Origin of the sequence: Azospirillum lipoferum (assembly GCF_024170005.1) — a bacterium.
GTDB classification, from domain to species: Bacteria; Pseudomonadota; Alphaproteobacteria; order Azospirillales; family Azospirillaceae; genus Azospirillum; species Azospirillum lipoferum.
Map to the genome: position 1 here is coordinate 534,229 of NZ_JALJXJ010000003.1, position 9,914 is coordinate 544,142.

At 66.3% G+C, this 9,914-nt stretch carries 10 protein-coding genes and 1 rRNA gene; 8 read left to right on the forward strand and 3 right to left on the reverse strand.

Features of this window, described 5'->3' with window-relative positions:
- Positions 1 to 6 precede the first annotated feature (6 nt).
- Positions 7 to 1,686 carry a putative transporter gene (locus J2848_RS10040; protein WP_246193574.1) on the reverse strand — a complete coding sequence of 560 codons (1,680 nt, stop codon included), beginning with the start codon at positions 1,684 to 1,686 and terminating at the stop codon, positions 7 to 9.
- A gap of 575 nt (positions 1,687 to 2,261) precedes the next feature.
- Here J2848_RS10040 and ccmA point away from each other — a divergent pair.
- Positions 2,262 to 2,954 (forward strand): heme ABC exporter ATP-binding protein CcmA, encoded by a 693-nt coding sequence (ccmA, locus tag J2848_RS10045; protein ID WP_149229175.1) that lies wholly within the window; start codon positions 2,262 to 2,264, stop codon positions 2,952 to 2,954.
- Positions 2,951 to 3,616 carry a heme exporter protein CcmB gene (gene ccmB / locus J2848_RS10050; protein ID WP_149229174.1) on the forward strand — a complete coding sequence of 222 codons (666 nt, stop codon included), beginning with the start codon at positions 2,951 to 2,953 and terminating at the stop codon, positions 3,614 to 3,616. The genes ccmA and ccmB overlap by 4 nt, the downstream gene beginning before the upstream one ends.
- A 44-nt stretch (positions 3,617 to 3,660) precedes the next feature.
- Here the strand turns inward: ccmB and J2848_RS10055 are convergent, their stop codons facing one another.
- Positions 3,661 to 4,236 (reverse strand): glutathione peroxidase, encoded by a 576-nt coding sequence (locus J2848_RS10055; protein WP_149229173.1) that lies wholly within the window; start codon positions 4,234 to 4,236, stop codon positions 3,661 to 3,663.
- A 372-nt stretch (positions 4,237 to 4,608) separates the two neighbouring features.
- Here J2848_RS10055 and J2848_RS10060 point away from each other — a divergent pair, with 372 nt between their 5' ends.
- The 4 genes from J2848_RS10060 to J2848_RS10075 all read left to right on the forward strand — a co-directional run bounded on the left by J2848_RS10060 (position 4,609) and on the right by J2848_RS10075 (position 7,483).
- Positions 4,609 to 4,995, forward strand: coding sequence for a hypothetical protein (locus tag J2848_RS10060; RefSeq protein WP_149229172.1), 387 nt, complete (start codon positions 4,609 to 4,611; stop codon positions 4,993 to 4,995).
- Positions 4,996 to 5,371: 376 nt separating this feature from the next.
- On the forward strand, positions 5,372 to 6,232 hold the full coding sequence (gene motA, locus J2848_RS10065; protein ID WP_149229171.1) for a flagellar motor stator protein MotA: 861 nt from the start codon (positions 5,372 to 5,374) through the stop codon (positions 6,230 to 6,232).
- Between the two features lie 30 nt (positions 6,233 to 6,262).
- Positions 6,263 to 7,222 (forward strand): lipid II:glycine glycyltransferase FemX, encoded by a 960-nt coding sequence (locus tag J2848_RS10070; protein WP_149229170.1) that lies wholly within the window; start codon positions 6,263 to 6,265, stop codon positions 7,220 to 7,222.
- A gap of 87 nt (positions 7,223 to 7,309) precedes the next feature.
- Entirely contained in the window at positions 7,310 to 7,483 is a 174-nt protein-coding gene (locus tag J2848_RS10075) for a hypothetical protein (protein WP_170306922.1), read from the forward strand.
- Positions 7,484 to 7,527: 44 nt separating this feature from the next.
- Here the strand turns inward: J2848_RS10075 and J2848_RS10080 are convergent, their stop codons facing one another.
- Positions 7,528 to 8,910 (reverse strand): peptidoglycan DD-metalloendopeptidase family protein, encoded by a 1,383-nt coding sequence (locus J2848_RS10080; protein WP_149229169.1) that lies wholly within the window; start codon positions 8,908 to 8,910, stop codon positions 7,528 to 7,530.
- Positions 8,911 to 8,959: 49 nt separating this feature from the next.
- On the opposite strand from J2848_RS10080, the gene J2848_RS10085 reads away from it, so the two are divergent.
- Positions 8,960 to 9,319 carry a hypothetical protein gene (locus J2848_RS10085; protein WP_253568608.1) on the forward strand — a complete coding sequence of 120 codons (360 nt, stop codon included), beginning with the start codon at positions 8,960 to 8,962 and terminating at the stop codon, positions 9,317 to 9,319.
- A 320-nt stretch (positions 9,320 to 9,639) separates the two neighbouring features.
- Positions 9,640 to 9,914: ribosomal RNA gene (locus tag J2848_RS10090) — 16S ribosomal RNA — on the forward strand; the annotation flags it as partial.

Here is a 9,914-nt window from a genome sequence, read left to right on the forward strand (position 1 = left end):
GGTGCGTCACCACAACAATAGTACCAGAATCTGGGGCCCCAGGATACGCAGGCACATCGCCAGCGGGTAGACGGTGGCATAGGCCAGCGCCGGCGCCTCCGACGCGACCAGCGCGTTGGCATAGGCCAGCCCCGGCGGGTTGGTCTGGGCGCCGGCCAGGACGCCGCAGATGGTCAGGAAGTTCAGCTTCATCAGCCCGCGTGCGACCAGCCCGGTCAGCAGCAGCGGCACCAGCGTCACCAGCACGCCCCACATCATCCAGGGCCAGCCGGCGCCGCTGGCCAGCGTGGCGACGAAGCGGTCGCCGGACGCGATGCCCAGCACGGCCAGGAACAGGATGATGCCAATTTCGCGCAGCGCCAGGTTGGCGGCCGGCGGCATGAACCAGACCAGCGGCCCGACATGGCCGATGCGGCCCAGGATCAGTGCGACGATCAGCGGCCCGCCGGCAAGCCCCAGCCGCAGCGGCGCCGGCATTCCCGGCAGGAAGATCGGGATGGCGCCCAGCGCCGCCCCCAGCGCGATGCCCAGGAATATCGGAATCATTTCCACCTGCTGAAGCTTGCGGGTGGAGTTGCCGAAGATCTGCCCGACGGCGGCGAGGCTGTCCGGCCGGCCGATCACCGTCAGGATGTCGCCGAACTGAAGCTTCAGCGCCGGGGTCGGCACCAGCTCCACGCCCGACCGGTTGACGCGGCTGACCACCACGTCATAAGCGTCCTGGAGGTTCAGCGCCGCGATCGACTTGCCGAGCACCGCGTTGTTGGTGACGACGATGCGCTCCCATTTCAGGTCGGTGCCCTTGGTGGTCAGCGGCCGGTCGAACTCCTGTCCCAACAATGCCCGAACCTGCTCCAGCTTCGGCCGCGGGCCGACCACATGCAGCACGTCGCCCAGCTTCAGGCAGGTCCCGTCATGCGGGACGCAGAGCTTGCCATCGCACAGCAGGCGAGAGGCGACCACTCCCTGGCCGCACAGCAGGTCGATGGAACCGAGGGGGCGGCCCTCCAGTTCCGGATTGCGCACGGCCAGATCCATGGTCTCCAGCGTCGACACCTCGGCGCGCCGGCACTCCTCGAAGCGGGCGGCCTCCGCCTCCGGATCGATGCGGAACAGGATGCGGACGGCGGCCATCGACAGCAGGTTGCCGGCGATGCCGAAGGGGTAGGTGACGGCGAAGGCGAGGCCGGGCAGGGCCATCACCCCGGCACCCGCCCCCACCTCCGTCAGAACCTGTTGGGTGGCGGCCAATGCCGGGGCGTTGGTCACCGCACCGGCGAACACACCCAGCGAGGAGCCCAGCGACAGCGCCCCCGACGACACCAGCGCCGCGGTCAGCAGGATGCTGGACCCCACCATCAGCAGGGCCAGTCCGTTCAGCGCCAGCCCGGTGCGGCGCAACGCCGCGAAGAAGCCAGGGCCGACCTGGATGCCGATGGTGTAGACGAACAGGATCAAGCCGAAGTCGCGGATGAAGTCCATCATCTCCGGGTTGAAGGCGACGCCCGCCTGCTTGGCGATGTGGCCGCCGGCGATGCCGGAGAACAGCACGCCGCCGATGCCGAGCCCGACTCCGCGGATCCTGATATGGCCGAGCGCCACGCCCGCCGCCGACACGAGACCGAGCATGAGAACCACCCGCGCGATCGGCGGCATGGCCTGGAGGATGTCTGCGAAGGCCGGCATGGGACAACTCGCTTCCTGAACACAATTGGGGCAGATGCCGCCGCGATCTGGAGGAACCCCGGATGGATGCGGCGCCCCCCGTTCGATCGGGGGCTGAGACGGAGCCACGATGCGTCAGGACAGCGCTCAAGGCGTTGATTCAGAACAAGCGTCCGGCCTTTAGCCGTGACAATCCCGGCACCCGGTGCTGCGGCGTGCGCATGGGGGTTCAGCGCTGCGAGGTTCTTGGACCGTCATGGCACGGCGTCCAATTCCTCGAACTCCATCCAAATTTTGCCACTTTCTTCCCTTAGACGATAACCCAAGCAACCGGCCCCTCAGGTCGCGCGCACCGGCGTTCCCCCTAGCGCCATCGCAGCGACGAACGAAGCCGTTCCACAAGGTATCGACCGGCCGGACCCGGCCGGACGCAAGGCCATCGCGAGAACCCCCTCGCGGTGGCCTTTTCTTTTGGCCCGCTTCCTTTGAACTGCTGCGTCGGTTGAACCGCTGTGGCGGCAGCATTCTCGCTCCGGCTTTTCCGCCGCCCTGTGCTATAGCAGCGCCTCCCTCAACCGGAAGCGCGACCCGTCACCATGCCCGTCTTTGCCGGATCAGAACTGACCTGCCTGCGTGGCGACCGGCTGGTCTTCACCGGGCTGGAGTTCCGCATCGCCCCCGGCGGTGCGCTGGTGCTGCTCGGCCCCAATGGCAGCGGCAAGTCCAGCCTGCTGCGGGTGATGGCCGGGCTGCTGAAGCCGCTGCGCGGGACGCTGGGCTGGGACGGGGTGCCGGTTTCCGACGACCCCGACGCCCACCGGGCGCGGGTGCAGTATGTCGGCCATCTCGACGCGGTGAAACCGGTGCTGACGGCGGTGGAGAACCTCGCCTTCTGGGCGGCGCTGGCCGGTGCCGCCGACCCGGCCGCCAATGCGCGGGCGGCACTCGACCGGCTGGGGGTGCCGCACATCGCCGGGGTACCGGGCCGCTACCTGTCGGCCGGGCAGAAGCGCCGGTTGAACCTGGCGCGGCTTCTCGCCGCACCGGCGGCGCTGTGGCTGCTGGACGAGCCGACCGTGGCGCTCGACCGTGCCGCCATCGCCCTGTTCGAAGGTCTGATCGCCGAACACCGCGCCCAGGGCGGCATGGTGGTGCTGTCCACCCACACCGACATCGCCACCCCCGGCGGCGAGGAACTGCATCTGGACGACTTCACCCCCTACGCCGACGAGGACGACGCCGAAGAAGCGGGCGAGGGAGAGTATGAGGAAGAGGGGACCGAGCCATGAGCCGTTTCCTGCGCCTTGTCGCGCGCGACCTGCGGCTGGCGCTGCGCCAGGGGTCGGATGCCACCATCGCCGTCATGTTCTTCGTCTTGTGCGTGGTTCTGTTCCCCTTCGGCGTCGGTCCTGAGCCGAACATCCTCGCCCGCATCGCCGCCGGCGTGATCTGGGTGGCGGCGCTCCTCGCCTCGCTGCTGTCGCTGGAGCGTCTGTTCCAGACCGATTACGAGGACGGTTCGCTGGAACTGCTGTCGCTGTCCTCCCTGCCGCTGGAGGCCGCGGTGCTGGCGAAGACGCTGGCGCACTGGCTGGTCACCGGCGTGCCGCTGATCGTCGCCGCGCCGCTGCTGGCCGTGCTGCTGAACATGGATGCGGAGGGGTTCGGCATCCTGGTGCTGACGCTGACGCTGGGCACACCGATCCTCAGCCTGATCGGCGCCATCGGCGCCGCGCTGACCCTGGGGGCGCGGCGCGGCGGCGTTCTGCTGTCGCTGCTGATCCTGCCGCTCTACATCCCCGTGCTGATCTTCGGCGCCGGCGCCATCGACGCGGCGATCAACGGACTGACGCCGCGCCCGCACCTGCTGCTGCTTGCCGGCATCCTCGCCGCCGCCCTGCCGCTCGCCCCCTGGGCCAGTGCCGCGGCCCTGAGGCAGGCGGTTGAGTAACCTGAGGCAGGCGGTGGAGTAAGGAGGGAAGGCGCCGACGCCCCTTACGATTTCGGCGCCTTCTCCGGCAGCAGCGTCTCGATCGCCTCGCGCACCTTGTCCGACTCGGGGTCGGTCATGGTGGAGAACCAGGACACCAGCTTGCCGTCCGGCCCCACCAGATATTTGTGGAAGTTCCAGCGCGGCTTGGCGAGGAAGCCCAGCTCGTCGGCCGCCCAGCGGTAGAAGGGGTGTGCGCTGTCGCCCGACACCACCGTCTTGTCCGTCATCGGGAAGTCGATGCTGTAGTTGACCTCGCAGAAATCCTTGATCTGGTTGGCGTTCCCCGGCTCTTGCCCGCCGAAGTCGTCGGACGGCACGCCGACCACCACCAGCCCGCGGTCGCGGTAGCGCTGCCACAGCGCCTCCAGCCCCTTGTATTGCGGGGTGAAGCCGCATTGCGAGGCGGTGTTGACCACCAGGATCGCCTTGCCCTTGAACTGCGACAGCGGCAGCGGCTTGCCGTCGATGCCCTGGAAGGTGAAGTCGTAAGCACTGCTTGCGGCCATGGCGCTGGCGGCTCCCATCACGGAGAAGACCGCCGCCATGGCGACGGTGCGAAGGCTGGCTCGGACGGTCATCGGTGCGGCTCGGTGAATGGGGTGGGTGGTTGGAGCGGGTGCATCCTTACTCATACGATGCCTGATACGAGGTCCGGCGCCCACCGGATCATGGCGGCGCCATCCATCCGCCCGCCACATCCGGCCTACCCCCATCGGACGGGTAGCGCCGGCCGCTGTCGATCAACAGCTTCATAGGCAAGGTACACGGCAGTCTCCCGCTGCCGGCCTTTCATTCGAACCGGTCCACCGCGCAGCGCCCGAAAAATGTCCCACCCGGCCGAGCCTCAGCCTGAGCATAAGAGTCTATCCCATCGAAATGGGTATGCGGCCGCTCGCCCGGCGTCTGCGCTTCCCGTCGCCGATGCAAGCCCATCCCAGGAGAACAGGTCGATGAACGCCGGAGCCATCATGCAGAACTCCCAGATGCCGCAGCCATGCTCGTCGGGGCCGGCGATGTGCCGGGTGGTCCATGCCGCGGCGAGGGCCGCCGGTGTTGTCGGAGCGGTTCTGCTGCTCGGCGCCGGGCTGTCGACACCGTCGCTCGCCGACCCCGGCGAGCATGGCCGTGGCCATGCCTGGGGCCACCATAAGAGGCATCACCATGACGACGGTCCGGTCGTCATCTATGGCGCGCCACCGCCGGTGGTCGTGGTTCCGGCCCCGCCGCCCCCGCCGCGCGTCGTCTATGCCCCGTCCTATGCGCCGCCCCCTGTCATCTACGCCCCGCCGCCTCCGCAGCCGGGCGTCAGCGTCCAGATGAACATTCCGCTTCGTTAACGTTCGTTGCTCTTCAAGCGCCCCGGCGGTCCGGTCATACCCGGCGCCGGGGCGTTTCGCATTTCGGCACCGCCCGCCGGGCTCCCACCCGGGCTGTGACCATCCTGTGCTCTTCTGACGCGCTCCACCTGTACTTTGCCACGACACCCAGGCCGTTTGGACGCTCTGCCTGCCCTGCACCCACCCTGCACCCGCTGAAAACCCTGACTCCTCAGTCCTTTCGTGACAGGGCCCGCCCGCACCGGTAGGATCGCGCGGCCTGTCGCGAAGGCGGTAGGCCGTTCGGATGATTCACGGAAACTCAACGGATATCCGGCCATCTGTCGGCCGGGAGCATCTTGCGGCCCGTGGTCGGTATGGGGAGGGGAGAGACCGAATGTTCGTGATGATCGGCTTCGGCATCGTGATCTTCAGCGTGTTCGGTGGCTACATCCTGGGTGGCGGCCACATGGGCGTGCTGTGGATGCCGTTCGAGTTCATGATCATCCTGGGCTCCGGCGCCGGCGCCTTCTTTATCGCCAACCCGAAGTCTGTGGTCACCCACACCGGCAAGGAGCTGGGCCACCTGTTCAAAGGCCCGAAATACAAGAAGGAGGACTTCCTGGAGGTCCTGACCATGATGTATCAGGTCTTCAAGATCGCGAAGACCAAGGGCCTGTTGGCGCTGGAACAGCATATCGAGAAACCGGAAGACTCGCCGCTCTTCCAGCAATTCCCGAAATTCTACGGCGACCACCATGCCATCGCCTTTCTCTGCACCTATCTCCGTCTGATGTCGCTCGGCGCGGACAACCCGCACGAGTTGGTCGACCTGATGGACGAGGACATCGAGACGATGCACCACGAACACCAGCGCATTGCCGACGCCATCCAGGCGGTGGCCGACGCCGTGCCGGCGCTGGGCATCGTGGCGGCGGTGCTGGGTGTGATTCACACCATGGGTTCGATCACCGAACCGCCGGAAGTGCTGGGCAAGCTGATCGGCGGCGCGCTGGTCGGCACCTTCACCGGCATTCTGGTCGCCTACGGCTTCCTCGCCCCGATCGCCAGCGGCCTGAAGAACGTCTATCACGCCGAAGGCAAGTATTTTCAGGCGATGAAGACCGGCCTGATCGCCCATTTGTCCGGCTATGCACCTGCAATCTCGGTAGAATACGCCCGCAACGTGCTGGAACCGGAATACCGGCCGAGCTTCGCCCAGGTGGAAGAGGCGACCTCCGCCCTGCCGCCTGCCTGATCCGGCCACCTGATCCTGCGGAAGACGCCGATGCCGGATATCGACATCGCCTGGAACGAGGGTACGGTCGGCGACTGGGATGCGCTGTTCGTCCGTGTTCCCCGCTCCACCCTGTTGCAGAGCTTCGCTTATGGCCGCGCCATGGGGCGCACCTATGGCCATGTCCCGCGCCTGGGCGTGATTCGCCGCGACGGCGAGCCGATCGGCCTCGTCCAGATGCTTGACCGCCGCATGCTGAAGCTGTTCCACGACCGGCAATGCTACCGCGGCCCGCTTTGGCTGGACGGTACGATCCCCGATGCCGACACGCTGGAGGCGGTGTTCCGCCTGCTGCGCCGCGCCTGCCCAGGCAACCCGCTCAACCGCGCCAACCTGTTGCCTGAACTTCCGGCAGGGCCGGAGAACGAGGCGCTGCTCGCCCGCTGCGGCTTCCGCAAGGTCGGCCCCGGCTATCGGACCATCTGGCTGGATCTGACCCGGAGCGAGGAGGCGATGCATGCCGGCCTCGCCCGCGACTGGCGCAAGCGGCTGCGCGGGGCGGAAAAAGCCGGTCTCGTCCTCGACGTCGATTGGAAGGCCGACAATCTGCCCTGGCTGATGAAGCTCGAGCATGATCAGGCCCGCGACAAAGGCTTCCGGGCCATGACCGGGCCGCTGGCTGTCCGTCTGCGCAACGCCATGGTCAAAGGCGGCGGGCTCAACGACGGGGCGCTGATGATTACAGCGCTGGATGGCAGCACGCCGGTTGCCTGCTGGCTGTTCTTCCGCCATGGCGTCTGCGCCACCAGCCAGATCAGTTGGGCCAGCGAGGCGGGCCGCAGGAACGGCGCCACGCGGCTGGTGTTGTGGAAGGCGATGCTGGAATTGAAGCAGCGCGGCGTCTGCGCACTCGACCTCGGCGGCATCAATCCGGACACCGCCCCCGGCGTCACCGAATTCAAGCTCGGCACCGGTGGTGAAGCGGTGGAAACCGTCGGCCAATACCGTTGATATGCTTTGCCTGATGATGGCTGCCGCGGTTCCGGCTATCCTTACCTGCGTGCCGACCCGATAGCTTTTTCGCACTGGACATCCGCCATGTCAGACCTCGAACCCCTGAAGCCCGGCGAAGCCGACGTCGCCATCGAACGCGCGATGCAGCAGCGGCCGAAGGCGATGATCATCCGTGACAAGCTGCAGAAGATGCTGGAAAACGAGGACACCGCCCGCCAGTTCGTCGGTGCCATCCGCAACATGATGAACAAGGAATAGGCGCACCGGCAGCCCTCGCCGCCGGTGTTCCGTCCACTTGTCGGTCAGCAGCTGCTCGCCTTGTTGCAGCCCTTCTCCTCGGCCGAAGCCGGCGCCGGGGTGCGGGCCAGCTGCATGCCGCTGCGGCTTTCCTCGAACATCTTCTCAATCGACCGCCGGGCCTGCTGGAAGGCCTGAAGCTCCCGTCCCTCCAGCTTCTCGCCGGTCGGCAGATCGACGGAACGCGGGTTCACCTGATGCCCGGCCTTCAGAACCTCGTAATGCAGGTGCGGCCCGGTGGAACGGCCGGTGGTGCCGACATAGCCGATGATGTCGCCCTGATCGACCCGAGCGCCGCGCTGGATCGACTTGGCGAAGCGGCTCATATGGGCATAGGCGGTCGAAATCTCGGTGTTGTGGCGGATACGGACATAGTTGCCGTAGGAGCTGCTGCGCTCGGCGATCTCGATGGTGCCGCGGCCGGCCGCATAGATCGGCGTTCCGGTCGGAGCCCCGAAATCCACGCCCTTGTGCATCTTGCTGAAGCCCAGGATCGGGTGGTGGCGCATGCCGAAGCCCGATGTGATGCGGGCGCCGTCGATCGGCGTGCGCAGCAGGGCACGGCGGATGCTCTCGCCGTCGCCATTGTAATAGTCGACCCGCCCGTCGCGGGTCTTGAAACGGTAGATCGGCATGTCGTCGCCGCTCAACGTCAGCGAGGCATAGAGCAGTTCGCCCTCGCCCGCCTGGGTGCCATCGGCGGTGACCAGCTTCTCATACAGGATCTCGAACCGGTCGCCCGGTTGCAGGTCGCGCTGAAAATCGACGTCATAGGAGAAATTCTGGATGAAGGCCATCATGACCGAGATCGGCACCCCGGCCTGGGCCCCCGCCTCGAACAGGCTGGAGCGGATGACGCCCTGTGCCGCCACCGGCTTGCGCGTCACCGGCTTCTCGGTCTGGCTGGAGGTGAAGCCGGTATCGCCCTTGCGTGCGATCGACACCGACCGCAACGGATCGGGGGCGAACTCGAACCCGACGAACTTGCGGGCACCGCTCCGGCGCGGCTCGAACAGGACCGTCACACGCTGGCCGACCTGGAGACGGCGCGGGTTATAGACCTCGCGCAGGGCGGCGACGGCGTCGTGGGCGTCGTTGGCCGGAACGTTGGCGGTGGCCAGCAGATCCATCAGCGTGTCGCCGCGGCCGATCGACAGGATGCGGCGATCGACCGGTCCGGTGGCCGGGCCGTCATCCTCGTTGTCGTCCTTGGCCTCCGCGGCGCCCTCCGCACCGGTGTTCGGTTTCACCGCCGGCTTATAGGTATGGGGGGCCCGGCCATTCGGCGCATCGGCGTTGCGCGCGACACCTGTCGCAGGCATCAGCGCACCGGCCGTGATGATGGCAAGCAAGGCGAGCGTGGGAAGGCGGGAAAGCCTCGAACGCACCGTCGTCCTCCTCCTGTAACCCCTGTGGCCGTCCAGCAGGTTGTCGGCGATGGCCGTCACCGAAGGTGTTAAGCCTATCGATCGGACGATGCTGGACCGCTCCGACCCTGTCAACCGACACAAGACCGCAGGGATGAGCCCGCTGGAAACACCAGGGCTTCCAATGGGTACACTATCGATTGGCGTGCACGGACTGTCGCCGGTCACGCCGCGGCTGGTGGGTCGTTCCCTTACACTGAATCCGGTGCAGGCTCTGGTGAAAAACGAACCGTCAGGAAATTTTCATCGAAAAGCAAAAAAGCTCTTGCGCGTTTTGGGGGAGGGCGCCTATAACCCGCTCCACCGACGGCGGGGCGCTGAACGACAGTGCGGCGCCGGCGGAGAAACGGAAGAGAAAACAGCAGCTTAGCAGTTTGGCTCTTCCGGCTTCGACCGAAATTCTCCGGTCACTCTGATCCGATCCTCTCCGAAAAAAAGGGGATGCGGAAGAGCGGCCGGTGCGGCGCGTCTCGGCGTTGCGGGCTCTTTGACAAGTTAATACCGTGTTGTGAGAAGGGATGCGCAGGCGGCGGCAGTTGGTAGCCGTTGCGGCCTTGTGGTGCAGGTTCTTGAGGGGATCGGCGCAATGAGGATCGTCTGTGCATCTTTTGAGCAGAGAAACTGTAACAGTATCGACGTATCAGGAGATCGTTAAGGCGGTCCTGTCAGTCGTGGCTTTTGTCACGATCTGAACCTGAGAGTTTGATCCTGGCTCAGAACGAACGCTGGCGGCATGCCTAACACATGCAAGTCGAACGAGGGTTTCCTTCGGGGGGCCTTAGTGGCGCACGGGTGAGTAACACGTGGGAACCTGCCTTTCGGTTCGGAATAACGTCTGGAAACGGACGCTAACACCGGATACGCCCTATGGGGGAAAGTTTACGCCGAGAGAGGGGCCCGCGTCGGATTAGGTAGTTGGTGAGGTAATGGCTCACCAAGCCTGCGATCCGTAGCTGGTCTGAGAG

Excerpts from the sequence above, each read along its gene's own strand:
- J2848_RS10040 (WP_246193574.1), bottom strand. The coding sequence starts at position 1,686 with ATGCCGGCCTTCGCAGACATCCTCCAGGCCATGCCGCCGATCGCGCGG.
- ccmA (WP_149229175.1), top strand. The coding sequence starts at position 2,262 with ATGCCCGTCTTTGCCGGATCAGAACTGACCTGCCTGCGTGGCGACCGG.
- ccmB (WP_149229174.1), top strand. The coding sequence starts at position 2,951 with ATGAGCCGTTTCCTGCGCCTTGTCGCGCGCGACCTGCGGCTGGCGCTG.
- J2848_RS10055 (WP_149229173.1), bottom strand. The coding sequence starts at position 4,236 with ATGACCGTCCGAGCCAGCCTTCGCACCGTCGCCATGGCGGCGGTCTTC.
- J2848_RS10060 (WP_149229172.1), top strand. The coding sequence starts at position 4,609 with ATGAACGCCGGAGCCATCATGCAGAACTCCCAGATGCCGCAGCCATGC.
- motA (WP_149229171.1), top strand. The coding sequence starts at position 5,372 with ATGTTCGTGATGATCGGCTTCGGCATCGTGATCTTCAGCGTGTTCGGT.
- J2848_RS10070 (WP_149229170.1), top strand. The coding sequence starts at position 6,263 with ATGCCGGATATCGACATCGCCTGGAACGAGGGTACGGTCGGCGACTGG.
- J2848_RS10075 (WP_170306922.1), top strand. The coding sequence starts at position 7,310 with ATGTCAGACCTCGAACCCCTGAAGCCCGGCGAAGCCGACGTCGCCATC.
- J2848_RS10085 (WP_253568608.1), top strand. The coding sequence starts at position 8,960 with ATGGCCGTCACCGAAGGTGTTAAGCCTATCGATCGGACGATGCTGGAC.